Below are 25,841 nucleotides of genomic sequence, written 5' to 3'. Positions count from 1 at the left end.
CAGCGGCGCGGTTCGTGACGCGCCAAGATCACTGGAGCCAGTAGATCATGGCGTAGAGCGCGATCCACACGACGTCCACGAAGTGCCAGTAGTAGGACACGACGATCGCCGAGGTCGCCTGGGCTGGGGTGAACCGACCCATGGTGGTGCGGATCATGAAGATGATGAAGGCGACCAGACCGCCGGTCACGTGCAGACCGTGGAATCCGGTGGTGAGGTAGAACATCGACCCGTAGCCGTCTTCGTTGATCTTCACGCCCTCGTGCACCAGGGTCCGGTACTCGTTCAGCTGACCGAGTACGAAGATCAGACCCATGATGAACGTGATCGTGAACCACCGGCGCAGGGCGTGGACGTCGCCGCGCTCGGCCGCGAACACGCCGATCTGACAGGTGATCGAGGAGAGCACCAGGATCACCGTGAACGTGGTCGCGTACGGGATGTTCAGCACCTCGGTGTGCTTCTCCCACTGCTCCGGCGCAGCCGCGCGGATGGAGAAGTACATCGCGAACAGCGCCGCGAAGAACATGAGTTCGCTGGAGAGCCACACGATCGTCCCGACGCTGACCATGTTGGGTCGCGTCAGGGAGTGGATCCGGCTCTTGTCAATGGCTGGGGCCGCAGTCACGCGGTCATTATTGCCCCTGACCGGGACCGACGATCAGCGGGGTGCCAAACCCGGCCCTTCCGTGGCCCGATCGTGGTGGTCCGCTTCGCCTGACCTACCCTGAAAAGCGTGCTGCACGTCGATCAGATCCTCGCCGTCACCTCGGCCGTTCCGGCGACGCTGGCGGCGGGAGGCGAGAGCGCCCCGCCGCCGTTCACCGTGGCCCGGGTGTTCACCGAGACCCGGCTGGACAGCTGGCTCACGCTGGGCATCGTGCTCGCCGCCGGCCTGTACCTCTACGGGGTGCACCGGCTGCGGCTGCGCGGCGACCGCTGGCCGGTCATCCGTACCGTGTCGTTCCTCGGCCCCGGCCTCGGCGGCATCGCGCTGGTCACGCTCACCGGGCTCGGCGCGTACGACACCGCCCTGCTCTCGGTGCACATGGTCCAGCACATGGTGCTGTCGATGATCGCGCCGATCTTCCTGGCGCTCGGCGCGCCGGTCACGCTGGCGCTGCGCACGCTGCCGGTACGCCCGCGCAAGCGCCTGCTCGCGATCGTGCACAGCCGGATCGCGCGGATCTACAGCTTCCCGCTCGTGGCGTTCACCATCTTCGTGGTGAACCCGTTCGCGCTCTACTTCACCGACCTCTACGAGTTCACCCTGCGCCACGAGTGGGCGCACGAACTCGTCCACGCGCACTTCATCGCCACCGGCTGCGTCTTCTTCTGGCCGCTGCTCGGCCTCGACCCGCTGCCCGGACGCTGGCCGTACCCGGCGCGCGCGCTGCTCATGCTGCTCTCGGTGCCGTTCCACACCGTGCTCGGGCTCACCATCATGCAGAGCACCACGCTGTTCGGCGGCGACTGGTACCCGTCGCTCAACCTGTCCTGGTCCGACCCCTGGAACGACCAGGTGGTGGCCGGAGGCGTCCTCTGGGCCGGCGGCGAGTTCGTCAGCGTCACCATGCTCGCCGTCCTGGTCGTCCAGTGGGTCAAACAGTCCGAGCGCGAGGCCCGCCGGCTCGACCGCGAGCTGGACCGCCAGGAGGCCCGCGAGCGCGCCGCGGAAGCGAGCGCCTGAGGCCCCTGACGGGGTACGCCCTCCCCCGCCCGGGCGGAGGACAGGCCGAACGTGACGCCCGCTACGATCAGCGGGCAGCTACGAGGTGGGAGCCACGTCACGATGAGCGATCGTCTTTGCACCGTCCTGCTCTACAGCGACGACCCGAAGGTCCGCGACCGGATGCGGCTGGCCGTGGGCACCCGCCCGGCGCCCGGCATCGAGATCGAGTTCGTCGAGGCCGACGAGTACGCCGCCTGCGTCCGGCTGGTCGACGACTACGAGATCGACCTGCTGCTGCTCGACGGCGAGGCGAGCCCGGGCGGCGGCATCGGCATCGCCCGCCAGATCAAGGACGACCGGGACGACGCGCCGCCGACCTGCGTGGTGCTGGCCCGCGCCGCCGACCGCTGGCTGGCCGCGTACGCCGAGGTCGACGCCACGCTGACCCACCCGCTGGACCCGGTGGTCGCCGGCAGCACCGTCGCGGAGCTGCTGCGCCGCACCCACGCCGCGGCCTGATCCCCCGGCCCTCGCGCGCCACGGCGACGCGGCCGTGGCAAGCCCCAACCGCTTTCCTCACGCCGCTCGGGAGGCCCGTCATGGGCGAACGGACCTGGCCGCTTCTGCTCAACGCGCTGCTGCGCGGCGAGGAGCTCTCCACCGCCGACACGGCGTGGGCGATGGGCGAGATCATGGCCGGCTCGGCGACACCGGCGCAGATCGCCGGGTTCGCCGTGGCGCTGCGCACCAAGGGCGAGACCCCCGCCGAGCTGGGCGGCCTGGTCGAGACCATGCTGACCCGTGCGGTGCCGGTGCTCCTGCCCGACGAGGTACGCGACACCGCGCTGGACGTGGTCGGCACCGGCGGTGACCTCGCGCACACGGTGAACATCTCCACCATGGCGGCGCTCGTGGTCGCCGGGGCCGGCGTCCGCGTGGTCAAGCACGGCAACCGGGCCGCCTCCTCCTCGTGCGGCACCGCGGACGTGCTGGAGGAGCTCGGCGTACCGCTGGACCTGGAGCCCGAGCAGGTGGCCCGCTGCGTCACCGAGGCCGGCATCGGCTTCTGCTTCGCCGCCCGCTTCCACCCCGGGATGCGGCACACCGGCCCGGTCCGGCGCGAGATCGGCGTACCCACCGCGTTCAACTTCCTCGGCCCGCTGACCAACCCGGCGCGGCCCCGCGCGGGCGCGGTGGGCTGCTTCGACAAGCGGATGGCCCCGGTGATGGCGGCCGTGTTCGCGGCCCGGGGCGACTCCGCGATCGTGGTACGCGGCGAGGACGGCCTGGACGAGTTCAGCACCGGCGCGCCCACCCGGGTCTGGGTGGCGCAGCAGGGCACCGTCACGGAGGCGCTGCTGGACGCGGCGGAGCTCGGGGTACCCCGGGCCACCCTGGCCGACCTGCGCGGCGGAGACGCGGCCTACAACGCCGACGTGGTACGCCGCCTGCTCGCCGGCGAGACCGGCCCGGTACGGGACGCGGTGCTGGTCAACGCCGCTGTGGCGCTGTCCACCCAGGGCCCGCTCGACGGCGATCTGCACGAGGCGCTGCGGACCAACCTGGACCGGGCCGCCGAGGCCGTCGACTCGGGCGCCGCGGCGGCCGCGCTGGAGCGCTGGCTGGAGGTGGCACGCGCCGCCTGACGGCGAGGGTGTCGTACCCGCGTGCCAAACTACACGGGAGTTATTTTCCGTTTTCGGTCTATCCGTTTTCGGTCTTCGGTCCACCGGCCGGCGCCACACCGCCTCGCCCCGGGCCCGGAGCGAGAGGAGCCACCCGTGTCTGACCGCGAGCTGCACTGCGACACCTGCGAGGACGTCGTGCTGTTCGAGGCGCCGCCCTGCGGCGACGGGCACGGCGCCGACTGCCCGGAGCTGATCTGCACCCGCTGCGGCGCGGCAGTGGTGATCGCCACGTTCACCTTCCGCCCGGCCCGCCTGTCCGGCCGCCGCGCCCGCCGCCCTTCTCACCCCCAGGCCGCCTGACCTCCACTCCCTTTCGGCGCCCCTTCCCTCCCCGCCACGCCCGACAGCCCAACCGCCTTCCTCGCGTGATCAAGGAGTTTGTGTCCCCCACAGTTGTCCAGGCGGACACAAACTCCTTGATCAACGGGGCGGGGCGGCGCCGGGAGCGCGGTGGGCTCGGGCGTGAGTGTCAACGATGACCCGGTGGCGGCACCGCGTCATGGGGAGCGGACTGCGGTTCGCCCCACCTGGCCGAGCCGCGCGGCGAGATCTTGGAAGGAAACGGCTGTCATGGAGACCGTTTCCTTCCAAGATCTCTCGTGGCCCTGCCAACCGGAACGGCTCTCTCGGCTGATGGAACAGTCCGGCGTGAGCCGGTGGTGCGCACCGGAGGCGGAACGGGAGAGCGCCAGCGCCGCCGCACGGGCGGTGATCATGAGGTTGGCGGGGACAAAAAGGACCGCCGGTGCCGTCAACTTCATGATCAACGGGGACGGCGGAGGGGGACGCAGAACGCGGCAGGCCCGCTCCCCCGGAGGGGGTGCGGGCCTGCCGTGGCGCTCTGGGTCAGTGCTCGGCGGTGCGGCGGGTGCCGGAGTAGTACTCGAAGAGCAGCCCGCAGGTGGCGAAGACGACCGTCACCAGGCCCAGTCCCAGCAGCCAGAACTGCCAGAACACCAGGCCCAGGCCGGCGATCGCGGCGGCCAGCGCCAACGCGAACGGCCAGTAGCTGCCCGGGCTGAAGAAGCCGACCTCACCGGCGCCGTCGGCGATCTCGCCGTCCGGCCGGTCCTCGGGGCGCAGGTCGATCCGGCGGGAGACGAACCAGAAGAAGCCGCCGCACATGGCGCAGAGCAGGAAGGAGAGCAGCAGCGCCACGGTGCCGATCCACTCGATGCGGCCGTCGCTGTCCGCGTACGTCCAGGCGCCGTAGAGGATGGTCGCGCCGAGGAGGAACGTGGCGATGGTGAGGAAGATCTTCCACTCGGTCTTCATGCCGGACCTCTCAGCTTCCCGCGCCGGCCTGGGCGTCGGACGGGTTGAAGTTGTTCACGTCGCGCCGGGTGTCGAACGGCTTCGTCTCGGTGGCGTACTCGGGCTCACCGATCGCGCCGAGCGCCTCCTGGGTCGACTTGCCGGCCTTCTTGGCCGCGAGGAACTGGTCGTACTTCTCCGGCGAGACGACCCGCAGTTCGAAGTTCATGAAGGCGTGGTAGCTGCCGCACAGCTCGGCGCAGCGGCCGACGAACGCGCCCTCCTGGTCGATGCGGGAGACCTCGAACGTGTTGCGCACGTTGCCCGGCATGACGTCGCGCTTGAACAGCAGCTCCGGCACCCAGAACGAGTGGATGACGTCGCGGCTGGTCTCCTCGAACCGGATCGAGCGGCCGCTGGGCAGCACCAGGACCGGGATGACCTCGCTGGTGCCCAGCACCGAGGCGACGGTGTTGGCGTCGCGGCCCTGGCCGTCGCGGTAGTTGAACTGCCAGTTCCACTTGAACGCCACGACCTCGACGGTGACGTCCGGGTTCTTCGACTCCTTGATCACGTCGGTCTGCACGACCGCGGTGTAGTAGAAGAGCACGGAGACCACGAGGATCGGCGCGATGGTGTAGAGGAACTCCATCGGCAGGTTGTAGCGGGTCTGCACCGGCAGCTCGTTGCCGCGCTTGCGGTAGCGGACCACGCACCAGAAGATCAGGCCCCAGACGAACACACCGACGGCCAGCGCCGCGATGCAGGACGCGATCCACAGGTCGTACATGCGCTGCGACTCGGGCGTGATGCCGCCCTGCGGCCAGCCGAACCCGCCGAACGCCTTGCCGACGTCACAGCCGGTGAGCGAGACCAGCAGCGCCGCCGCGCCGAGACCGAGCCCGGCGATTCGACCAGCACCACGCCGCCGGCGTCCACCGGCCCCCGGGGAAGCGCTGTCCCGTACGGCCGAGCGCCGTACCTCCGAACTCCTTGCGACCACCTGGTCCTGCCTCCCTAGCGCGCCGCGGCGGTTGTTCTCCTTGACACCGACGGCAAAGGCGTCACCGACGGTCGCAGATTACTCGACCATGACCGGCCAGGCCGTCTTGGGGTCGCTGTCCACCCCCATCGGGGGGATCTTGGGCGTAACCGGGCGATAGCGTGGAACGTCATGAGCGCCTCCCCGGTCTACCTGGACGCCGCCACCGCGGCCCCGCTGCATCCGGTCGCGCGGCAGGCGATGCTGGCCGCCCTGGACGACGGCTGGGCCGACCCGGCCCGGCTCTACTCGGCGGCCCGCCGGGCCCGCCAGCTCCTCGACGCCGCGCGCGAGGCCGCCGCGCAGACGCTCGGCGTCCGCGCCGACGAGCTGTCCTTCACCCCCAGCGGTACGGCGGCAGCGCACGCCGCCGTACTCGGTGGCCTGGCCGGGCGGCGGCGGGCCGGGGCGACGCTTGTGCACTCGGCGGTCGAGCACTCGGCGGTGCTGCACGCCGCGCAGCGGCACACGGCCGCCGGCGGCGCGGCGGTGTCCGTACCGGTGAACCGGCTGGGCCGGGTGGACCTGGACGCCTGGGCGTCGGCGGTGGCCGCGCCCGGCGTGGCCCTCGCGGCGCTGATCGCTGCCAGTCACGAGGTGGGCACGGTGCAGCCGGTGCCCGCCGCGGCGGAGCTGTGCGCCGAGGCGGGCGTGCCGCTGTACGTGGACGCGGCGCAGCTCGCCGGCCGGGCGCCACTGCCGGCGGGCTGGTCGGTGCTGAGCGCCAGCGCGCACAAGTGGGGCGGGCCGCCCGGCGTCGGGCTGCTCGTGGTGCGCAAGGGCGCCCGGTGGGAGTCGCCGTACCCGGCCGACGAGCGGGAGTCGGGGCGTACCCCGGGGGTGGTGAACCTGCCGGCGGTGGTCGCGGCGGCGGCGAGCCTGCGCGCGGCGGCGGCCGACGCGGCGGCCGAGGCGGCGCGGCTGGGCCCGCTGGTGGACCGGATCCGGGCGCGGGTGGCGGCCGAGGTGCCGGACGTGGAGGTGGTCGGCGACCCGGTCGACCGGCTGCCGCACCTGGTGACGTTCTCCTGCCTGTACGTGGACGGCGAGGCGCTGCTGCACGCGCTGGACCGGCGCGGGTTCGCGGTGTCCTCCGGCTCGTCGTGCACGTCGTCGACGGTGCGCCCGTCGCACGTGCTGGAGGCGATGGGGGTGCTGTCGCACGGCAACGTGCGGGTGTCGCTGCACCGGGAGACCACCGAGGCGGACGTGGAGCGGTTCCTGGCCGAGCTGCCCGGAATCGTGGCGGACCTGCGGGCGCAGGCGGGGGTGACCGACCTGTGAGCGAGCCGGACGAGGTGCTGGACTGCCGGGGGCAGCGCTGCCCCCTGCCGGTGATCAATCTCGCCCGGCTGGTGCCCGGGCTGCCGGCCGGCGCGGTGGTGCGGGTGCTGGCCGACGACCCGGCGGCGGCGGTGGACATCCCGGCGTGGTGCCGGATGCGCGGCCACGAGTTCCTCGCCGCGCACGACGGGCCCGCCTACGACGTCCGGGTGTAAGGAAGGGCCCCTTGTTAACGCCTCGGGTAGAGGAAGGGACCCTTCTTAACGCCCGACGCTCAGCTCAGGTACGCGAGGATGCCGGGCAGCGGGTCGGCCGCCACGGCGGTGTCGACCACCAGGCGGGGGCCGATCAGCGGCTCGTACTCGGCGCGGCGGCGCAGCGTCAGCTCCCAGGTGCCGTCCTCGGGCGGGCGGGCCTCGACCCGGCGCCGGTGCTCCTCCTCGTCGCCGCAGTGCACCTCGATCACCCGAAGCGGCACGCCGGCCCGCTCGGCCACGTCGTGCCAGAGGCCCCGGGCGCTGGCGACCGGGTTCACCGCGTCGACCACCACGCTGAGCCCCAGACCGAGCTGCACCTCGGCCAGCCCGGCGACCGCGCCGTACGCGGCCATGCCCGGCACGTCGCCGGTGAGGCCGTAGCGGTGCAGGGCCCGCTCGACCGGGTCGACCGGCAGGACCGGGGCGCGCAGCGCGACGCCGACCCGGGCGGCGAGGGTGGTCTTGCCCACGCCGGGCAGCCCGGCGAAGGCGACCAGAACCGGGCCGCCGGAGCCGGGGCGGACCGCCTCCGGGTCCACCCCGCCCGACGGGACGGCCGCGCCGGTCACAGCAGGTGCGGCCGGACGTCCTCGGCGGCCGCGTCACCGTACGACTCGGCGAGTCGCTTCACGAACAGGTCGCGGCGGACCTCGTACTCCTGGCCGCCGAAGTTCTCCAGCACCAGCGTGGCCAGCAGGCAGCCGACCTGGGCCGCCCGCTCCAGGCCGACGCCCCAGTCGAGCGCGGCGAAGAAGCCGGCCCGGAAGCCGTCGCCGACGCCGGTCGGGTCGACCGCCTGGATCTCCCGCGCGATCGGCACCCGGATCGTGCCGACCTCCCGGCCGGCGATCTCCACGCCCTGCTTGCCCAGCGTGGTGACCCGCACCTTGACCCGGTCGAGCAGCTGCTCGTCGGTCAGGCCGGCCTTGCTCTGCAGCAGCGACTTCTCGTACTCGTTGGTCATCAGGTAGTCGGCGCCCTCGACCAGGCCGAGCACGTCCGCGCCGTCCATCCGGGCGAGCTGCTGGGACGGGTCGGCGACGAAGGCGTAGCCCCGGTCCCGGCACTCGCCGGAGTGGCGGATCATCGCGGCCGGGTCGTTGGCGCTGACCAGCACCAGGTCGAGGCCGCCGAGGCGCTGCGCGACCGGGTGCAGCTCGATGTTGCGGGCCTCGCTCATCGCCCCGGCGTAGAAGGAGGCGATCTGGCACATGTCGGTGTCGGTGGTGCAGACGAAGCGGGCGGTGTGCGCCACCTCGCTGACGTGCACCGAGTCGCAGTCGACGCCGTGGCGCTCCAGCCAGGAGCGGTAGTCGGCGAAGTCGGCGCCGACCGCGCCGAGCAGCACCGGGCGCAGCCCGAGCTGGGCCATGCCGAACGCGATGTTGGCGGCGGTGCCGCCGCGCCGCAGGACCAGCTCGTCGACGAGGAAGGAGAGCGAGACCTTGTCGAGCTGGTCGGCGATGAGCTGGTCGGCGAAGCGGCCGGGGAAGCTCATCAGGTGGTCGGTCGCGATCGAGCCGGTCACGGCGATCTTCATGTCAACCCTCGGGGTCGGGAGCACGGCGCGGTCAGCCTACCGGCCCCCGGACCGGACGGACGGCGGTCGGTCACCAACCGGTCGATCAGCGCACATCCGGACGTCACCCCCAGGGGGTACGACGAAGCGGCGGGCCGCCCCACCGGGACGGCCCGCCGCTTGCGGTCGGTGCGTCGACTCAGCTGAAGGAGTCGCCGCAGGCGCAGGAGTTGCCCGCGTTGGGGTTGTCGATGGTGAAGCCCTGGGCGTCGATCCGGTCGGCGAAGTCGATGGTGGCGCCGGTCAGGTAGGGGGCGCTCATCCGGTCGACGACGACCTCGACACCGTCGAAGTCGGTGACGATGTCACCGTCGAGCGAGCGCTCGTCGAAGAACAGCTGGTACCGCAGGCCGGAGCAGCCACCCGGCTGCACGGCGACCCGGAGCCGCAGGTCGTCGCGGCCCTCCTGCTCGATCAGGGCCTTGACCTTCTGCGCCGCGACGTCGGTGAGGACGACGGTGCTGGGGGCCTTGGCCTCGGTCGACTCGGTCTGCGCTGGCGTGGTCACGTGGAAGTCTCCCTGCGCGGTATAGGTCCGGACGTCCTGGCCAACGCCGCACGTCCGCCAGTGATTCCCGGTGTGGTCCGTTTCGATCGTACGCCGCCGTCGGCGTCACCACCCGGCGGCGTGACCAGCGGAACCGGTCAGCGGCTCCACTGCCCGGCCAGCCGCGCGCCGAGCGCGCGCAGCCCCTCGGCCGGGCGGGTCATCGCCGCGTCCACTCCCCCGCGCTCCTCGCCGCCGAAGTGGTCGACCAGGCTGTACGCGTCGGTCACGCCGGCCGCCGCGGCCTCCCGCCGCCCGGTGCTCACCCGTCCCGCCAGCACCACGCAGGGCACGCCCCGGTCCCGGGCGGCGCCGGCCACGCCGGCGACCACCTTGCCGCGCAGCGACTGGTGGTCGAACGAGCCCTCGCCGGTGATCACCAGGTCGGCGGCGTCGAGCGCGGCGTCCAGCTTCACCGCGCGGGTGACCAGCCCGATGCCCGATTCGCACCGGCCGCCCAGCGCCAGCACGGCCGCGCCGAGGCCGCCCGCGGCGCCGCCGCCGGGCAGCGCGCCCAGACCGGGCGGGCAGCCCGGCAGGCGCTGCGTCAGCACGTCCGCCCAGCGGGTCAGCGCGGCGTCGAGCAGCAGCACGTCGGCCCGGTCGGCGCCCTTCTGCGGGCCGAAGACGCTGCTCGCGCCGTGCAGCCCGAGCAGCGGGTTGTCCACGTCGGTGGCGGCGACGAGCGTCGCGCCGCGCAGCCGCGGCTCGCCGTCGAGCGCGGCCACCGCGGTGAGCGCCGCGCCGCCGTACGGCAGCGCCCGGCCGGCGTCGTCGAGCGGCGTGACACCCAGCGGTACGAGCATCCCGGCGCCGCCGTCGTTGGTGGCCGAGCCGCCCAGCCCCACCACCACGGTGCGCGCGCCCGCCTCGACCGCGGCGGTGACCAGCAGCCCCAACCCGTACGAGGTGGTGGCCTTCGGGTCGCGTTCGGCGTCGGAGAGCAGGTGCAGGCCGCACGCCTGGGCGCTCTCCAGGTACGCCGTGCCGTCGTCGGTGAGCAGGATCTCACCGGTGGCCGGGCGGCCCAGCGGGTCGACCGTGGGCACCGGCAGCCGGCGCCCGCCGAGCGCCTCGGCGAGCACCTCGACGAACCCCGGTCCGCCGTCGGCCAGCGGCCGGACCAGCAGTTCGTCGCCGGGGGCGACGTCCCGCCAGCCCTCGGCCACCGCGGCGGCCACCTCGGGGGCGGACAACGTGCCGGCGAACTTGTCCGGGCAGAGCAGCACGCGCATGCGCAGCAGTGTGGCAGGCCACATCGGGGACGGCTGCGCGGTGGTCGCGCTGTGGGACCATGGGGGCGTGACTTCGACCTGGGTTGAGCCGTCCAACACCGCCACGGCGCTGCTGCTCCTCGGCCGCGGCAGCGACCCCGCCACCGAACGTGGCGTGGAGTGTCCGGGTGATCTTCCCGCGCCGAGCGACCCCGACCTGGTGGCCCGCGCCGCCGCCGCGAAGGCCGCGCTCGGCACGAAGGTGTTCGTGCTGGGCCACCACTACCAGCGCGACGAGGTGATCCAGTTCGCCGACGTGACGGGCGACTCGTTCAAGCTGGCCCGGGAGGCGGCGGCGCGCCCTGATGCGGAGTACATCGTCTTCTGCGGCGTGCACTTCATGGCCGAGAGCGCGGACATCCTCACCTCGGACGCGCAGAAGGTGATCCTGCCCGACCTGGCGGCCGGCTGCTCGATGGCCGACATGGCGGTGCTGTCGCAGGTCGAGGCCGCCTGGGACACGCTCACCGACCTGGGCATCGCGGCGGACACCGTCCCGGTGACGTACATGAACTCCTCGGCCGACATCAAGGGCTTCGTCGGCCGCAACGGCGGTGTGGTCTGCACCTCGTCGAACGCCAAGCGGGCCCTGGACTGGGCGTTCGAGCAGGGCCGCAAGGTGCTGTTCCTGCCCGACCAGCACCTGGGCCGCAACACCGCGGTGCTGGAGATGGGCTTCTCGCTCGACGACTGCGTGCTCTACGACCCGCACAAGCCGGGCGGCGGGCTGACCGCCGAGCAGCTGCGGGACGCGAAGATGATCCTGTGGCGCGGCCACTGCTCGGTGCACGGCCGGTTCACGCTCGACAGCGTCAACGACGTACGCGAGCGGGTGCTGGGCGTGAACGTGCTGGTGCACCCGGAGTGCCGGCACGAGGTGGTGAACGCCGCCGACCTGGTCGGCTCGACCGAGTTCATCATCAGGACGATCGAGGCGGCCCCGGCCGGCTCGGCGTGGGCGGTGGGCACCGAGCTGAACCTGGTACGCCGGCTCGCGCTGGCCCACCCGGACAAGCAGATCATGTTCCTCGACCGGGCGGTCTGCTACTGCTCGACGATGAACCGGATCGACCTGCCGCACCTGGTGTGGGCGCTGGAGGAGCTGGTCGCCGGCCGCGTGGTCAACCAGATCACCGTCGATCCGGAGACCGCCCGACACGCCCGGTCGGCGCTGGACCAGATGCTCGCGCTTCCGGGAGCCTGATCACCCTCGGTCACCTGACTGGCACGTAAACGCACCGGACACCCCGGTTCGTGCCCTCGCTGGTGATGTGACCGATTCCATTTTCGTCACGGAGGGCTATGCTGCCGGGGCGACGACACACGCGGCCCGTTTTCCCATGACCGCGTTCCGGGTAGCGATGAACTTCGTGCACCCATCACTAGACACGGCAGCACCCAACGCGCTGGAGGTTGCGTTGACCGACGACGTCCTGGTCGTACACGGAGGCACTCCGCTGGAAGGGCGGATCCGCGTCCGCGGCGCGAAGAACCTGGTGTCCAAGGCGATGGTCGCCGCCCTGCTCGGCGACACACCCAGCCGGCTGTTCGACGTGCCGCGTATCCGTGACGTCGAGGTGGTCCGCGGTCTGCTCGGCCTGCACGGCGTCAAGGTCAGCGACGGCGACGAGGAGGGCGAGCTGGTCTTCGACCCCTCGAACGTCGAGAGCGCCAGCACCGACCAGATCAACGTGCACGCCGGTTCCAGCCGGATCCCGATCCTGTTCTGCGGCCCGCTGCTGCACCGGCTCGGCCACGCCTTCATCCCCGACCTGGGCGGCTGCCACATCGGCCCCCGCCCGATCGACTTCCACCTCCAGGCGCTGCGCGAGTTCGGCGCCACCGTCGACAAGACGCCGGAGGGCCTGCACCTGTCCGCGCCCAACGGGCTGCACGGCACGAAGTTCGCGCTGCCGTACCCGAGCGTGGGCGCCACCGAGCAGGTGCTGCTCACCGCGGTGATGGCCGAGGGCGTCACCGAGCTGCGCAACGCGGCGGTCGAGCCGGAGATCATCGACCTCATCTGCGTGCTGCAGAAGATGGGCGCGATCATCAAGGTGCACACCGACCGGGTGATCGAGATCCAGGGCGTCAAGAAGCTGCACGGCTACACCCACCGGCCGATCCCGGACCGGATCGAGGCGGCCAGCTGGGCGGCGGCGGCGCTGGCGACCCGCGGTCACGTCGAGGTGCTGGGCGCCCAGCAGGCCGACATGATGACCTTCCTGAACATCTTCCGCTCGGTCGGCGGCGAGTACGAGGTCACCGACCTGCGCCCGCCGCGCGGCGGCAGCCCCGGCCAGGAGGGCGGCATCCGCTTCTGGCACCCGGGCGGCGAGCTGAACGCGGTGGCGCTGGAGACCGACGTACACCCGGGTTTCATGACCGACTGGCAGCAGCCGCTGGTGGTCGCGCTCACCCAGGCCCGCGGCCTGTCGATCGTCCACGAGACGGTCTACGAGCAGCGGCTCGGCTACACCGAGGCGCTGAACACGATGGGCGCCAACATCCAGGTCTACCGGGACTGCCTCGGCGGCACCCCGTGCCGCTTCGGCCGGCGCAACTTCAAGCACTCCGCGGTGATCGCCGGGCCGAGCAAGCTGCACGCCGCCGACCTGGTCATCCCGGACCTGCGGGCCGGGTTCAGCCACCTCATCGCGGCGCTCGCCGCCGAGGGCACCTCCCGGGTGTACGGCGTGGACCTGATCAACCGCGGCTACGAGGACTTCGAGGCCAAGCTGGCCGACCTCGGCGCGCACGTCGAGCGTCCCTGAGGCGTCCCGTTCACTCGACCGGCCGCGCCCGGTGCACCCGTGATGTGCACCGGGCGCGGCCGGTTGGCTACCCTTGCCGCGTGCCGTCGCTGTTTCGCCGCAAGTCCGCCGACCTCGTCGAGGAGTCCGTCACCACTGTGACGACCGACGAGGAGTCCGCCGCCGCCCGTCCCCGGGGCTACACGCCCAGCAAGAAGGAACTCGGGCAGGTCACGCCGAAGCGCCCGGTCGCCGGCCGCCGGCCGACCGCGCCGGCCAAGCCGCTGACCAAGGAGGAGGCCCGCGCGCAGCGCCGCGCCGCCCGCGCCGAGGCCGCCGCCGAGTTCCGGCGCGAGGGCGGCCCGCGTGACCGGGGGCCCGAGCGGCTGCTGGCCCGCAACGTGGTCGACTCCCGGCGTACGGTCGGCACCTGGTTCTTCGGCGGCGCGCTGATCGTGCTGGTCGGTTCCAACCAGGCCATGCCGCCGATCGTGCGGCTGCTGTCCAACCTGCTGTGGGGCGCGCTGGCGCTCGGCGTGCTGATCGACTCGGTGCTGATCTCCCGGAAGATCAAGCGGCTGGTCCGCGAGCGCTTCCCGAAGAGCACCGAGAAGCTCGGCTCGCTCTACTTCTACGCGATCATGCGGTCGATCACGTTCCGCCGGATGCGCGCTCCCGCGCCCCGGGTGAACATCGGCGACAAGGTCTGACCGGCCCCGCTCCGAAATCGGCCCCTTCCCGCTCCGGCGGTGCGGGGCCGTTCTCGTGCGAGGGCCGGCGTCAGTCCACGCCGAGCAGGCGCAGCACCGCTGTGGTGGCCGCCGCCGCGACCACGACCAGCACGAACGGCGCCCGGCGCCAAGCGAGCACCAGGCCGATCAGCACCCCGGCGGGGCGGGCGTACCCGGCGAAGCCACCGGCCTCGGTCAGCGCCGCGGTGGCGGCGAGCGCGGCCAGCAGCGTGGCGGCGCCGACCGGCAGCAGGTGGCGGGCCCATTCGGGCAGGTCCAGCCGGTCCCGCAGCAGCACCCCGGCGACGCGGAAGCCGTAGGTGCCGGCGGCCAGCGCGAGGATCACGGCGATCAGCACGAGACCTCCCCGGCCCGCACGCTCCGATCATCAGCCGCCTCGTCAGCGGTCCGGGGTGGCGCGGCGGGCGGGCGGCGGCGGGCCAGCAGCGGCAGGGCCAGCGCGGCGAGCGCGAGCAGCACCGGCAACCCGGCCGGCAGCAGCGGCGTGGCCAGCACGGCCAGGCCGGCGCCGGTCAGCGCCACCCGGCGGGTCTCCCGGTCGCGCAGGCTGGGCAGCAGCAGCGCGGCCAGCCCGGCCGGGAACGCGGCGTCGAGTCCCAGCGCGGCCGGGTCGCCGGCCGCGCCGCCGGCGAGCACGCCGAGCGCGGTGCCGGTGTTCCAGGCCAGGAAGAGCAGCACCCCGGCGAGCCAGAACGCCCGGCGCCGCCCCGGACCGGCCGGGCGGGCCAGCGCGAACGCGGTCGCCTCGTCGGTCATCAGGTGGCTGCCCAGCAGCCGCTGCCAGCGCCGGGAGCCGAGCGCGCCGCCGAGGGCCAGGCCGAACGGCAGGTGGCGGGCGTTGAGGAGCAGGCCGGCGAGGACCGCCGCGAGCGGACTGCCGGCCACGACGAGCCCCACCGCCATGAACTGGGCGCCACCGGCGTAGACGACCGCGGACATGGCGAGCGTGGCCCAGGCGGGCAGGCCGGCGGCTACCGCCACGGCGCCGAACGACGCGCCCACGGCGAGCATCGCCGCGCCGATGGCGGCGACGTCGCGGAGCACCCGGGCGTCGCCCGTTCGGTATGCCGTACGCATGTCCATTATCCTGAACGCGAGAACGCTTGTTCGTCAAACCGAACAAACCGACCGTTGGAGCGAACACATGGCGATCGACCCCGCTCCCCCACTCGCGACCATCGCCGCCGCGCTACGCCGCGAACGCGAACGGGCCGGCCTGTCGCTCACCGAGCTGGCCCGCCGCGCCGGCATCGCCAAGTCCACCCTGTCCCAGCTGGAGTCCGGTTCCGGCAACCCCAGCGTGGAGACGCTCTGGGCGCTCGGCGTGGCGCTGGACGTACCGTTCAGCCGCCTGGTCGAACCACCCGCCGCCGCCGTGCGGGTGGTCCGGGCCGGCGAGGGCCCCCGGATCCGCTCCGAGCACGCCGACTTCTCCGCCACCCTGCTCGCCGCCGGAGCGCCGCACGCCCGGCGGGACGTCTACGTGATGGAACTGGAACCCGGCGCGGTACGGATCGCCGAGGCGCACACCCCGCGCAGCGTCGAGCACGTCGTGGTCGCCGCCGGACGGATGCGCGTCGGCCCGGAGACCGACCCGGTCGAGCTGGGACCCGGCGACTACGTCACCTTCCCCGGCGACACCCCGCACCGGTACGAGGCGCTGGCCCCCGGCACGTTCGCCGTACTCGTCATGGAGCACCCGTGACCGCGGCCGGCGCCCGGTAGAGCCGCGCCACGACCTCCTCGATGTCCGGCTCCACGATCGAGATGTCCCGCAGCGTGGCCAGGCCGGCCAGCCCGGCCACCACCTCGGCGACGCTCGCCCGTTCCAGCGCGAAGACCAGCCGCCGCCCGTCCGCCTCCACCCGCTGCACCGGCGCGCCGGGCAGCACCGGCGGCTCGGGCAGCGCCGCGTCCAGCTCGGCGACCACCATCCGGCGCGAGCCGTACCGGCGGTGCAGCTCGGCGATCGACCCGTCGTGCACCACCCGACCGTGGTCGATCACCACGAGCCGCCGGCACAGCCGCTCGATGTCGGCCAGGTCGTGCGTGGTGAGCACCAGCGTGGTGTCCCCGGCCCGGCCCAGCTCGGCCAGGAAACCACGCACCGCCTGCTTGCTGACCACGTCCAAGCCGATCGTCGGCTCGTCCAGGAACAGCACCTCCGGGCCGTGCAGCAGCGCCGCGGTCAGCTCACCGCGCATCCGCTGACCCAGCGAGAGCTGCCGGACCGGGGTGTCCAGGAACCCGTCCAGGTCGAGCAGGTCCCGGCAGCGGGCCAGCCGGGCCGCGTGCTCGCCGGCCGGCACCCGGTAGACGTGCCGCAGCAGGTCGAACGAGTCCCGCAGCGGCAGGTCCCACCACAGCTGCGAGCGCTGCCCGAACACCACGCCGATACGCAGCGCCAGCCGGGTCCGGTCGGCCACCGGGCGCAGCCCGCACACCCGGGCCCGCCCGGACGACGGCGTCAGCACGCCGGTGAGCATCTTCAACGTGGTCGACTTCCCGGCGCCGTTCGGGCCGATGTAGCCGAGCATCTCGCCGCGCTCCACCCGCAGGTCGACCCCGTCGACGGCGGTCACCGTCCGCTTCTCGCGCCGCAACCGCCCGGCCCGGACCCGGACCGTGAACTCCTTGCGCAGCCCGTCCATCTCGATGACGCTCATGACCCCGTACTCCGGTAGTGACGGACCCCGACGCGCCAGGCCAGGGCGGCCAGCGCCGCCGCGACCACCGCGACCCCCGGCGCGGCCCAGCCCGCCCAGGACGGCAGGCCGAGCGGGTCGGCGCGGCCCAGCAACGCCAGCGCCGGGTGGTAACTGACAAAGGCGAACCCCATCCCGTACGCGAACAACGCGCGGAACCAGCCGCCGTAGACGGTGACCGGGTACGAGGTGAAGTCACGCCCGCCGTAGGTGACCGAGTTGGCCAGCTCGCCCGAGTCGACCCAGTAGAACGACACCGTCGCGGTCAGCACGAAGACCGAGGCGAAGAAGACCACGGCGGCCAGCGGCGCGACGACCGCCAGCGCCACCCGGCCCGGTGTCCAGTCGATCCCCGCCGAGACCAGCGCGAACAGCAGCACGGCGAGCCCGAACACGGCCCGGGACAGCTTACGCAGCGGCAGGTCCATCAGCAGCAGCTGCGGCAGCGCGCCGAGCGGACGGACCAGCACCGCGTCGAACAGGCCGGTGCGCACGTACCGGGGAAGCCGTTCGATGTTGCCGACCAGCAGGTCGGCGGTGGCGAAGCCGCACGCCGACAGCCCGACCACGACGAGCGTCTCGCGCAGCGTGAAGCCGCCCAGCTCCCGCGTCACGCCGAAGATCACCAGGACCGTGACCACGTCGAACACCGTCGCGCCCACGTTGCCGACCAGGTCCACCACGAACGACGTGCGGTACGCCGCCTGCGAACGCGCCTGCGCGCCGAGCAGCGCCCGGTACGCCCACAGTTCAGCCACCCTGGACGCGCTGTCGCGCTCAGCCACCCTGGACGCGCTGTCGCGCTCAGCCACCCTGGGCGCGCTGTCGCGCTCAGCCACCCTGGACCACCAGGCGGCGCTCGGCGCGGCGCTGCACCAGCCGGCACAGCGCCAGCAGCGCCACCACCCAGGCGGCCTGCACCCCGACCAGGGCGAGACCGGTGGACATCGGCTCCCGCTCCACCAGCACGTCCAGCGGCACCTGCAGGATGCTGGGGAACGGGGTCGCGTACCGCAGGACCGTCTCCAGCGGGCCGGGCAGGAACCCGAGCGGGAAGTAGAGCCCGGCCAGCACGCCCGAGCCGAGCGTCCACAGGATCATCGGCCCTCGGACGTCCTGCAGCCAGTACGCGGTGGCGTTCACCAGGTAGCGGCAGCCGAAGCAGACCACCACCGCGAGCAGCACGGAGAGCAGGAACAGCGGCACCGTTGCCCAGTGCCGGGGCACGTACACCGCGAAGAAGAACGGGCCGATCACCAGCGGCGGCACCAGCCGGGCCAGCGCCGCGAACCCGGCCCGGCCCAGGTCGGTGGCGAGGTAGCTGGTCACCGGGTGCACCGGTCGCAGCAGGTCGGCAGCCACCTCACCGGTACGGATCCGGTCCGCCAGGTCGGTCCAGCCCCAGATGGCGATCACCGCCAGCAGCCCCTGGCCGGCCCAGACGAACGTGGCGAGCTGCGCCCTGTCGTAGCCGGCCACGGTGCCGGCCGCGCCGGTCGCGGCGAGGAAGATGTAGCAGCGCAGGAAGCCGAACACGGTGTTGGTGAACAGCCCCGCCACGGCGGCCTGACGGTAGGTCGCGTGCCGCCGGAACCCGGCCGCCGCGATCGCGCCGAATGTCCGAAACCATGGGGTAACGTGTGCGCCGGTGGGTGGTGCCACAGTGGCGGTGACCGAGCCCACGCCGTTACCCTCCTTCCGCAGCCACGACGTGCTGGACCGGGCGACTGTACCGGCACGTCCGGCGCCCCAGCGCGCGAATTTCCAATGAGGTGACACCGCCGTGAGCGAGCGACGCGAGCCGGCCCCGGGGCCGTCCCGCGCGAGCGGCCGGAGGGGTTGCCGATGAGTGGCTGGGGGAGCTGGCGCGAGCCGGCCGAACCGGCCTGGGCCGCCGAGCCCACCCACGAGTGGCAGCCGCAGTTCCCGGGGCAGCGCTACCCGGGTGACATCGGCATCGAGAACCTGACGCCGCGCCGCCGTACCGTGGTCGGCCGCGCCGAGGTACGCCCGGTCAGCCCCGCGCCCGACGCCGACCCGTACCCGGTCAGCCCAGCAGGCGCGCACCCGGTCAGCCCGGCCGGGTTCCACCCCGTCAGTCCCGCGCCCGACACCGATCCGTATCCGGTCAGCCCGGCCGGCGCGAACCCGGTCAGTCCCGCCGGATTCCACCCGGTCAGCCCGGCCGGTCCGCACGGCCCGCACCCCGCCGGCCCGGTGGGTCCCGCGGGTCCGCGCGACGCGTACCCCGTCAGTCCGGCCGGCCCACGCGGCACGTACCCGACCAGTCCAGCCGGCCCACGCGGCACGTACCCGACCAGTCCGGCCGCCCCACATGGCACGTACCCGACCAGTCCAGCCGGCCCACGCGGCACGTACCCGACCGGTCCGGCCGGTCCGCGCGGGGCCGAGCAGCCGGGGTCCGGCGGTCCACGCGGTGGCGGCCCGGCCGGTCCGGCCACGTCCCGCGGGGCGTACCCGGCCGGGCCCACGGATCACGGCGGCCAGCGCCCCGCCGGCAGCCCTCCGGACGACCGCCGCGGGCACCCCGCGGACGGGCGGCGGCCCTGGCCGGAGGATCGGCGCCGCACCGGCCCGCCCACGCCGCCCGAGCAGCGGCTCGACCAACGCTGGGTACGCCCCGAGGCCGCACCGCGCCGGCCGTCCCAGCCCGGCTGGATGCCGGAGCCGAACGAGTTCCCGCACCATGGCGAGCGCCGGGCCGACCGCCCGCACCAGGCCGACGGACGCCGCGCCCCGGTCGAGGGCCCGCCTGCCGTGTCGGAACAGCGGTGGGGCTCGGCGTCCGACGCGCGGCGGGACCACTCCCCCGCCGGGCGCCGCGAGTCCATGCCCGACGGACGCCGCGACCGCTTCCCGGACGAGCGCCGGGAGCCGCCGTCCGACGGGCGGCGTGACCACGGCGCCGGGCGCCCGGCCGATCGGCGCGACGACGCCGTGCCGCCGCTTGAGCGGGGCGCGGCCGGGTGGGGCCAGCCGGGCCGGGACGGTTGGCGCGGCACCGACGGTGACGGCTGGCGTGACCCGAGCCGGCGTCCCCCGACGGAGCGGCGTGAGCCGGTGGACGGCCGGCCCTTGGCAGACGGACGTGCGCCGGGCCGGGAGGCCGCCGCGTACCCGGAGACCCAGCGCCGGGCGCCCGAGAACGGGCCTCCGCAGACCGAGCCCGACCGGTACGGCGCACCGCGTCCCGGCGCCGACCAGCGGTGGCAGGGTCAGCGCCCGCCGGTCGACCGGTCCCGCCCGCACCAGGGCGAGTGGCCCATCATCGAGCCGCGGCCCCGTCCCGAGACGGACACGCGCCGGCCGGACGAACGGCAGCGCCCGCCCGTGGAGCGGCCGGCGCCGCAGCGGTACCCGATGCCGCCGTCCGACGCCACCCGGCCGCCCACCGTGATGCCCCGTCCCGAGCCCAGTCGGCCACAGCCGGATGCCGCCGCCCGCCCCGAGACCCGTGCCCCGCAGTGGCCGGTGCGGCCGGACGAGCGCAGGTCGGCGCCGCCGGTGCAGTGGCCGGTGCGGCCGGCCGGTCACCCGCCGCCCCGGGTCGCCGACGGCCGGGAGACGGCACCTGTCGAGCCGGCCGCACACACCCGTCCCGACGACCGTCCCCGGGTCGCCCCGGTACGGCCCGATCCGGTGCCGCCGCCGGCCACGCCCGGGCGTTCCGGGGAGGGCTCGGCCGCGCCTCGGACCGGCGACACCCCGCGTCCGGCATCTCCTGCGCCGCAGGCCGGCGTGCCCGTCGCGGACGCTCCCGTTTCCGGAGCGTCCGCCCCCGCCGCGCCGCAGGCCGACATGCCTGGCGCGGGCAGCCCCGCTTCCGGCGCGGTCACCCCCGTTCCGCCTCCTTCCGACGCGCACGTCTCCCGTGCGCCCACGTCCGGTGCGCCCACTTCTGGAGCGCAGCGTCCGGGTGGCGCGGCACCGACGGACCGGAGCGAGGGCGCGGCCCGGCCCACGCCGTCGCAGGACGGGACCGCCGAGCGTCACGGCCCGCCTTCTTCCGACCCGGTGAACGCGGCGCAACCCGCGAGGGCTCGCCCGGCACCGCCTGCCTACTCCGGTTCCGTGCCCGCACAGCAGACCGCGGGCAGGCCGCCCGTACCCACACCGGCCGAGCAGCTACCCGACGTCAGGCCCGCCGACTCGGTGGAGCACCTGGCCCCGATCGCGCCCCGGCCAGTCGTGGAGAGCGGCGCCATCGGCGAGCCCGAGGCCGGACCGGACGCCGAGGCCAAGCCGTCGGATGTGGATGCCGGTCGTCGGCGCGAGTCCGAGGTGGAGGTTTCGTCCACGTCGGCCCCTGACGCCGACCGGCCCTACGCCGACGCCAGTGCCCGTCCCGCGCCCGGCACAGGACGGACGGAAACCGGCCCGGCTGTCGACCGGACCGGCGAGCCATCGGAGCGAGCCGAGCACCCCCGCCCGGGGGCGACAACCGCTCCGCCCTCCCCGGCCACGGACTCCGGCGCCGAGGCATGGTTCCGTCCCAGCCAGCCCGCCGCCCCCGCCCAGACACCGGAACCGCCGGAGATCTTGGAAGATTTCGGCCCCCCTGGGGGCCATTTCGTACCAAGATCTCCGGCAGACCGGGCCGAGCCGGCGACGATTCGTACCTCCGAGGTGGCCGAGGCCGGGTCCGGTACCGGCTCGACGCCGCCCGCTACCGGCGTCACCACGCCATCCGACGCCGCAACCAGCGACGCCACACCGAGCGCCCCTGCCGCCACCGACATCAGCACCAACGCAAACACCGACACCGACGAATCCACGAGCACCGCGGACCCGGCGGCCGGACACCTGGACACACCGGACGGGACCGCTTCCGGCGGGGAGAACGCGGGCAACCGCATGCCCGCCACCGGCACGTCCGCCGACACCGGAAGCGGCCGGCCGGTCACCGACGCCGAGCCGCCGGTCACTGTGGATGCCGGGCAGGACGCCACGGATTCAGAGGCTGGCGGCGGGAGCCAGACAGCCGGCGAGCCGGGCGGGGCCGGTCACGTCGAGGAACCGGCCACCACACCGGAGCCGACCGGCAGCATCCGGGCCGACGCCGACATCACCGCCTCGCCACTGGAGTCTCCGGGCAGCCGAGCCGAAGCCGACCTCACGAGCATCGCGACCCCGCAATCGGCACCCGCCGGCATCGAGCCCTCCGGCATCACGATCCCGCAGCCGCAGGCCGCCGACACCCCGGCCACCGCGCCCGGCGAGGACTCCGACGGCGAGACCGCACCGACCGGTGACCCGGACCGCGCCCCCGCCGAGCCCGCGGCCGGCGGCAAGCCCGCACCTCACACCGACACCACAACCGTCGACCCGGAGCACGACCGCGAGCCCGCACCACCCGAGCCCGCCGACGAGCCGACCGCTCAGACCGACGACGCGCCGACTCCCCGTACCGAAGAAGCGGACACCGAAGCGGACGCCGAACCGGCCGGACCGCCGCCGCCCCCGGCGGACCCGGAGCAGGCCCTCGCCGCGGTCGGCTGGCGGCTGGATCCGCGTACGCTGCGCGAAGAGGCGCCCGATCCGGCGCAGTTGCGGCTGATCCGGGACGGCCTGACCGGCAAGCTCGACACCACACTGGACAACCGTGGCCGGGCCCGGCTGCTGAGCCTGCGCGCGGTGGCGTCGCGGATCCTCGGCGACCTGGACGACGCGCTCGGGGACGCGCGGCTGGCAGTCACGTACGCGGAGACGACGGGTGAGCTGCGGCGTACCGCGTTGGCCCGGGCCCGTCTCGCGGAGGCGCTGCGGTGGCGGGGTGACCACGCGGAGGCCGACCGGCTCTTCGCCGAGACGAACTCGCCGGAGCTGCCGGACCCGCTGCGCGCGTTGCTGCACGAGCACGCCGGGCGGAGCTGCTACGACCAGGGACGGCTGACCGAGGCGTGCCTGCACTTCGAGCGGGCGCTGGACCTGCGCCACGGCGAGGACGCGGCGATGAACGCGCGCGTCGAGGTGGCGCTGGACGCGGTCGCGGAGCGGGCCGCCGCCGACGGTTTCGGTCCGGCCCCGCGCCGGCCCGAGGAGGTGCTCGGCGCGCCGCGTCTCCCGGTGGCGACGTTCGACGAGGAGCAGCAGCTCTGGGGGTACGCGAACGCCGACGGCGAGATGGTGATCGCGCACCGGTACGCCGAGGTGCAGCCGTTCCACGAAGGGCTGGCCTGGGTACGCCGTCCGGAGGCGTCCCGCTGGGCGCTGATCGACACGTCCGGCGCGGCGCTGATCGAGGCGAACAACGGCTACCGGGCGGTGGGCGCCTTCTCCGAGGGGCTGTCCTGGGTGTCGATGGACGGCAAGGGCCGCTGGATGGCCGTGGACCGGATGAACATCGTGCGGATCCCGCCCGGGTACGAGGAGGTCAGGTCGTTCCGCAACGGACTGGCGGCGGTACGGCAGAACGGCGGCTGGGGCGCGGTGGACCTCACCGGCGAGGTGGTGGTGCCGACCCGGTACCACGGTCTCGGCACGCCGCTGGCCGACGGACGGAAGGTGGACGGGTTCACCGCCGACGGCCTGGCCGTGGTCGAGCTGGCCGGCCGCCGGGGCGTGGTGGACCGCGCCGGGCGGGTGGTGGTCACGCCGGCGTACCCGACTGTGGTGGTGCATCCGGTGGCGTTCATGGTCGCCACGGAGTCGGGCCGGTGGGGCGCGCTGGACCGGCGCGGCGACCCGCTCATCGACCCGGTGCATCCCGGCCGCGCGGCGGTGGTAGCGGAGATCGACCGTCTGCTCGCCGACGCCAGCCCGGTGCTCTGACCCGCGCCCGGCGGGGAGCGCCGGACGGCGGTCGCCACCGGGCAGGACTAGGGTCGGGAGCATGGAATTCCGTCACCTGGGCCGCTCCGGCCTGATGGTCAGCGAGATCTCGTACGGCAACTGGATCACCCACGGCTCACAGGTCGAGGAGGACGCCGCGCTCGCGTGCGTCCGCGCCGCGCTCGACAGCGGCATCACCACGTTCGACACCGCCGACGTGTACGCCGGCACCCGGGCCGAGTCGGTGCTCGGCCGCGCGCTCAAGGGTGAGCGCCGGGAAGGGCTGGAGATCTTCACCAAGGTCTACTGGCCGACCGGGCCGGGCCGCAACGACAGGGGCCTGTCCCGCAAGCACATCATGGAGTCGATCGACGGCTCGCTGCGCCGCCTGCAGACCGACCACGTCGACCTCTACCAGGCCCACCGGTACGACTACAGCACGCCGCTGGAGGAGACGATGGAGGCCTTCGCCGACGTCGTACGCTCCGGCAAGGCGCACTACATCGGCGTCTCCGAGTGGAAGGCGTCGCAGCTGCGCGAGGCGCACGCGCTCGCCCGTGAGCTGCGCATCCCGCTGATCTCCAACCAGCCGCAGTACTCGATGCTGTGGCGGGTCATCGAGACCGAGGTGATCCCGGCCAGCGAGGAGCTGGGCATCGGTCAGATCGTCTGGTCGCCGATGGCGCAGGGTGTGCTCTCCGGCAAGTACCTGCCGGGCCAGCCGCCGCCGGCCGGCTCCCGCGCCACCGACGAGAAGTCCGGCGCGAACTTCATCGCGCGGTTCCTCAACGACGACGTGCTCACCCGGGTGCAGCGGCTCAAGCCGCTGGCCGAGCAGGCCGGGCTGACGATGGCGCAGCTCGCCGTCGCGTGGGTGCTGCAGAACCCGAACGTCGCCTCGGCGATCGTCGGCGCGTCCCGGCCCGAGCAGGTGCACGACAACGTGAAGGCGGCGGGCGTGAAGCTCGACGCCGACCTGCTGAAGGCGATCGACGAGATCGTCGAGCCGGTCACCGAGCGGGACCCGGCGAAGACCGAGAGCCCGGCGCAGCGTCCGTGACGTCGCGTCGTTCCCGGGCCGGCTCGCTCCGGCCCGGGAACGGCCGGTCGGCTACTGCCAGAAGCGGATCAGGGCGTAGCCGATCTGGTACAGCTCCCGCGGCAGCCCGAGCGCGTCGCCGACGGCGAACACCGCGCCGAAGAACGCCCGGTTGATCTGCGGGCTCCACAGCAGCGCGAACAGCAGGATGAAGCCGTACGGGGCGAACAGGTCGTACATCCGCCGGTAGGCGGGGCTGAGCCAGGGCTGGAGCATGTTGCCGCCGTCCAGGCCCGGCACCGGCAGCAGGTTGAGCACGCTGGCGGTGAGCTGGAGGAACGCGAGCAGCCCGACACCGGCCCAGAACTCCAGCGGCCCGCCCAGCTCGGGGCCCCACGCCACCGCGGCCACCAGCACCAGCGTGAACAGCACGTTTGTGGCCGGCCCGGCCAGGCTGACCAGCGTGTGCCGCAGCCGGCCGGGGATGGCGTGCCGGTCCACCCAGACCGCGCCGCCGGGCAGGCCGATGCCGCCGAGCAGCACCACGACCACCGGCAGCACGATCGACAGCAGCGGGCTGGTGTACTTCAGCGGGTTGAGCGTCAGGTAGCCCCGGTGGGCGATGTCCCGGTCACCGGCCCGGTACGCGACCACGGCGTGGGCGTACTCGTGCAGGCACAGTGAGACCAGCCAGCCGGAGACCACGAAGAGGAACACGTCGAACCGGACGTTGCCGTACCTGTTCCAGGCCATCACCCCGCTGGCCACGAAGAGCGCGACCAGGGCCAGGAAGATCGGGCTCGGCCGGAACGCCGCCCGGGGCACGCCGAGGACCAGCGGCTCGCCGGGGCGGTCGTAGCCGGTCATTCGGCCGGGGGTTGCAGGCTCATCCGGTAGTCCACCCGGTCGTCCTCGACCAGCACGACGGTGGTGACGCCGGATGCCGCGAGCTCCCGCCAGGTCTGGCCGATCCACGACTCGGCGTCCGCCTGGCTCGTGAACGACTCGTCCGGCCCGTCGACCGCGTCGCCGTTCGTGCCCTCGTACCGCCAGCTCCACGCCATGCCGCGTCTCCCCTCGCCGCCGTCGTCCCGCAGGACGCCAAACCTCCGCAAGCCTAGTCGCCCGCCCACGACGCTTCACCCCTCGACCGGCGCGGGCCGACGCGCGGGTGCCCGCAAGGTTCGGCCGTCACCAGCGGGG

Annotated in this window: 26 protein-coding genes; 12 read left to right on the top strand and 14 right to left on the bottom strand. The window is 73.7% G+C overall.

Annotated elements, in window-relative coordinates; all coding sequences use genetic code 11:
- Positions 1 to 28: 28 nt before the first annotated feature.
- On the bottom strand, positions 29 to 628 hold the full coding sequence (locus O7542_RS03725; RefSeq protein ID WP_043329376.1) for a heme-copper oxidase subunit III: 600 nt from the start codon (positions 626 to 628) through the stop codon (positions 29 to 31).
- 126 nt (positions 629 to 754) lie between these two features.
- Between O7542_RS03725 and O7542_RS03720 the strand changes: the two genes are divergently transcribed.
- From O7542_RS03720 to O7542_RS03705, 4 genes are all read left to right on the top strand, one after another.
- Positions 755 to 1,690 carry a cytochrome c oxidase assembly protein gene (locus tag O7542_RS03720; protein ID WP_223201460.1) on the top strand — a complete coding sequence of 312 codons (936 nt, stop codon included), beginning with the start codon at positions 755 to 757 and terminating at the stop codon, positions 1,688 to 1,690.
- Between the two features lie 102 nt (positions 1,691 to 1,792).
- Positions 1,793 to 2,191 carry a chemotaxis protein CheY gene (locus O7542_RS03715; protein WP_030500140.1) on the top strand — a complete coding sequence of 133 codons (399 nt, stop codon included), beginning with the start codon at positions 1,793 to 1,795 and terminating at the stop codon, positions 2,189 to 2,191.
- An 80-nt stretch (positions 2,192 to 2,271) separates the two neighbouring features.
- Positions 2,272 to 3,318, top strand: a complete 1,047-nt coding sequence (gene trpD / locus O7542_RS03710) for an anthranilate phosphoribosyltransferase (RefSeq protein WP_043329373.1) — start codon at positions 2,272 to 2,274, stop codon at positions 3,316 to 3,318.
- Between the two features lie 135 nt (positions 3,319 to 3,453).
- Positions 3,454 to 3,660: a hypothetical protein gene (locus tag O7542_RS03705; RefSeq protein WP_069088995.1), complete on the top strand. Its 207-nt coding sequence runs from the start codon at positions 3,454 to 3,456 to the stop codon at positions 3,658 to 3,660.
- 546 nt (positions 3,661 to 4,206) lie between these two features.
- Here the strand turns inward: O7542_RS03705 and O7542_RS03700 are convergent.
- Together O7542_RS03700 and coxB are read right to left on the bottom strand one after the other, a co-directional pair.
- Positions 4,207 to 4,635, bottom strand: a complete 429-nt coding sequence (locus O7542_RS03700; RefSeq protein WP_064445180.1) for a cytochrome c oxidase subunit 4 — start codon at positions 4,633 to 4,635, stop codon at positions 4,207 to 4,209.
- Between the two features lie 10 nt (positions 4,636 to 4,645).
- Positions 4,646 to 5,617 (bottom strand): cytochrome c oxidase subunit II, encoded by a 972-nt coding sequence (gene coxB / locus O7542_RS03695; protein ID WP_064445179.1) that lies wholly within the window; start codon positions 5,615 to 5,617, stop codon positions 4,646 to 4,648.
- A gap of 171 nt (positions 5,618 to 5,788) precedes the next feature.
- Here coxB and O7542_RS03690 point away from each other — a divergent pair, with 171 nt between their 5' ends.
- Both O7542_RS03690 and O7542_RS03685 read left to right on the top strand, forming a co-directional pair.
- Positions 5,789 to 6,940 (top strand): aminotransferase class V-fold PLP-dependent enzyme, encoded by a 1,152-nt coding sequence (locus O7542_RS03690; RefSeq protein ID WP_069088994.1) that lies wholly within the window; start codon positions 5,789 to 5,791, stop codon positions 6,938 to 6,940.
- Positions 6,937 to 7,155, top strand: a complete 219-nt coding sequence (locus tag O7542_RS03685) for a sulfurtransferase TusA family protein (RefSeq protein ID WP_209962722.1) — start codon at positions 6,937 to 6,939, stop codon at positions 7,153 to 7,155. The genes O7542_RS03690 and O7542_RS03685 overlap by 4 nt, the downstream gene beginning before the upstream one ends.
- A 59-nt stretch (positions 7,156 to 7,214) precedes the next feature.
- Here O7542_RS03685 and O7542_RS03680 read toward each other — a convergent pair whose 3' ends face one another.
- The 4 genes from O7542_RS03680 to O7542_RS03665 all read right to left on the bottom strand — a co-directional run bounded on the left by O7542_RS03680 (position 7,215) and on the right by O7542_RS03665 (position 10,582).
- Complete coding sequence (locus O7542_RS03680; RefSeq protein WP_043329365.1) at positions 7,215 to 7,766, bottom strand: ATP-binding protein; 552 nt, start codon at positions 7,764 to 7,766, stop codon at positions 7,215 to 7,217.
- Positions 7,763 to 8,737 carry a carbohydrate kinase family protein gene (locus tag O7542_RS03675; RefSeq protein WP_064448311.1) on the bottom strand — a complete coding sequence of 325 codons (975 nt, stop codon included), beginning with the start codon at positions 8,735 to 8,737 and terminating at the stop codon, positions 7,763 to 7,765. Before O7542_RS03675 ends, O7542_RS03680 begins: the two co-directional genes overlap by 4 nt.
- 178 nt (positions 8,738 to 8,915) lie before the next feature.
- Positions 8,916 to 9,284: an iron-sulfur cluster insertion protein ErpA gene (erpA, locus tag O7542_RS03670; RefSeq protein WP_043329360.1), complete on the bottom strand. Its 369-nt coding sequence runs from the start codon at positions 9,282 to 9,284 to the stop codon at positions 8,916 to 8,918.
- A gap of 137 nt (positions 9,285 to 9,421) precedes the next feature.
- A complete protein-coding gene (locus tag O7542_RS03665) occupies positions 9,422 to 10,582 on the bottom strand; it encodes a glycerate kinase (RefSeq protein ID WP_281605706.1) in 1,161 nt (386 codons plus the stop codon).
- A 43-nt stretch (positions 10,583 to 10,625) separates the two neighbouring features.
- Between O7542_RS03665 and nadA the strand changes: the two genes are divergently transcribed.
- The 3 genes from nadA to O7542_RS03650 all read left to right on the top strand — a co-directional run bounded on the left by nadA (position 10,626) and on the right by O7542_RS03650 (position 14,060).
- The gene (gene nadA, locus O7542_RS03660) at positions 10,626 to 11,801 is read left to right on the top strand and encodes a quinolinate synthase NadA (RefSeq protein WP_281605705.1); all 1,176 of its coding nucleotides are present in this window, start codon (positions 10,626 to 10,628) and stop codon (positions 11,799 to 11,801) included.
- 214 nt (positions 11,802 to 12,015) lie between these two features.
- Positions 12,016 to 13,371 (top strand): UDP-N-acetylglucosamine 1-carboxyvinyltransferase, encoded by a 1,356-nt coding sequence (gene murA, locus O7542_RS03655; RefSeq protein ID WP_030500128.1) that lies wholly within the window; start codon positions 12,016 to 12,018, stop codon positions 13,369 to 13,371.
- A gap of 80 nt (positions 13,372 to 13,451) precedes the next feature.
- The gene (locus O7542_RS03650) at positions 13,452 to 14,060 is read left to right on the top strand and encodes a DUF3043 domain-containing protein (RefSeq protein WP_043329355.1); all 609 of its coding nucleotides are present in this window, start codon (positions 13,452 to 13,454) and stop codon (positions 14,058 to 14,060) included.
- 70 nt (positions 14,061 to 14,130) lie between these two features.
- On the opposite strand, the gene O7542_RS03645 is transcribed toward O7542_RS03650, so the two are convergent.
- Both O7542_RS03645 and O7542_RS03640 read right to left on the bottom strand, forming a co-directional pair.
- A complete protein-coding gene (locus O7542_RS03645) occupies positions 14,131 to 14,439 on the bottom strand; it encodes an AzlD domain-containing protein (RefSeq protein ID WP_069088991.1) in 309 nt (102 codons plus the stop codon).
- Positions 14,433 to 15,179 carry an AzlC family ABC transporter permease gene (locus tag O7542_RS03640; protein WP_069088990.1) on the bottom strand — a complete coding sequence of 249 codons (747 nt, stop codon included), beginning with the start codon at positions 15,177 to 15,179 and terminating at the stop codon, positions 14,433 to 14,435. Before O7542_RS03640 ends, O7542_RS03645 begins: the two co-directional genes overlap by 7 nt.
- A gap of 67 nt (positions 15,180 to 15,246) precedes the next feature.
- Between O7542_RS03640 and O7542_RS03635 the strand changes: the two genes are divergently transcribed.
- A complete protein-coding gene (locus O7542_RS03635; RefSeq protein WP_043329354.1) occupies positions 15,247 to 15,807 on the top strand; it encodes an XRE family transcriptional regulator in 561 nt (186 codons plus the stop codon).
- On the opposite strand, the gene O7542_RS03630 is transcribed toward O7542_RS03635, so the two are convergent.
- From O7542_RS03630 to O7542_RS03620, 3 genes are all read right to left on the bottom strand, one after another.
- Positions 15,791 to 16,768: an ATP-binding cassette domain-containing protein gene (locus O7542_RS03630; RefSeq protein ID WP_064448308.1), complete on the bottom strand. Its 978-nt coding sequence runs from the start codon at positions 16,766 to 16,768 to the stop codon at positions 15,791 to 15,793. The genes O7542_RS03635 and O7542_RS03630 overlap by 17 nt on opposite strands.
- A complete protein-coding gene (locus O7542_RS03625) occupies positions 16,765 to 17,565 on the bottom strand; it encodes an ABC-2 family transporter protein (RefSeq protein ID WP_281605704.1) in 801 nt (266 codons plus the stop codon). Before O7542_RS03625 ends, O7542_RS03630 begins: the two co-directional genes overlap by 4 nt.
- Before the next feature lie 73 nt (positions 17,566 to 17,638).
- Positions 17,639 to 18,490 carry an ABC-2 family transporter protein gene (locus tag O7542_RS03620; protein ID WP_064448306.1) on the bottom strand — a complete coding sequence of 284 codons (852 nt, stop codon included), beginning with the start codon at positions 18,488 to 18,490 and terminating at the stop codon, positions 17,639 to 17,641.
- Between the two features lie 162 nt (positions 18,491 to 18,652).
- On the opposite strand from O7542_RS03620, the gene O7542_RS03615 reads away from it, so the two are divergent.
- Entirely contained in the window at positions 18,653 to 23,599 is a 4,947-nt protein-coding gene (locus tag O7542_RS03615) for a WG repeat-containing protein (RefSeq protein ID WP_281605703.1), read from the top strand.
- Positions 23,600 to 23,660: 61 nt separating this feature from the next.
- Entirely contained in the window at positions 23,661 to 24,659 is a 999-nt protein-coding gene (locus O7542_RS03610; protein WP_030500117.1) for an aldo/keto reductase family protein, read from the top strand.
- Between the two features lie 51 nt (positions 24,660 to 24,710).
- On the opposite strand, the gene O7542_RS03605 is transcribed toward O7542_RS03610, so the two are convergent.
- Both O7542_RS03605 and O7542_RS03600 read right to left on the bottom strand, forming a co-directional pair.
- Positions 24,711 to 25,505 (bottom strand): site-2 protease family protein, encoded by a 795-nt coding sequence (locus O7542_RS03605; protein WP_043329346.1) that lies wholly within the window; start codon positions 25,503 to 25,505, stop codon positions 24,711 to 24,713.
- Positions 25,502 to 25,702, bottom strand: coding sequence for a hypothetical protein (locus tag O7542_RS03600; RefSeq protein ID WP_043329344.1), 201 nt, complete (start codon positions 25,700 to 25,702; stop codon positions 25,502 to 25,504). Before O7542_RS03600 ends, O7542_RS03605 begins: the two co-directional genes overlap by 4 nt.
- Positions 25,703 to 25,841 lie beyond the last annotated feature (139 nt).

It is taken from the genome of Micromonospora sp. WMMC264 (assembly GCF_027497275.1).
In the GTDB taxonomy this organism is placed as follows: Bacteria; Actinomycetota; Actinomycetes; order Mycobacteriales; family Micromonosporaceae; genus Micromonospora; species Micromonospora chalcea.
The sequence above is the reverse complement of the archived record's forward strand: the minus strand, read 5'-3'. Positions and strand labels throughout refer to the sequence as shown.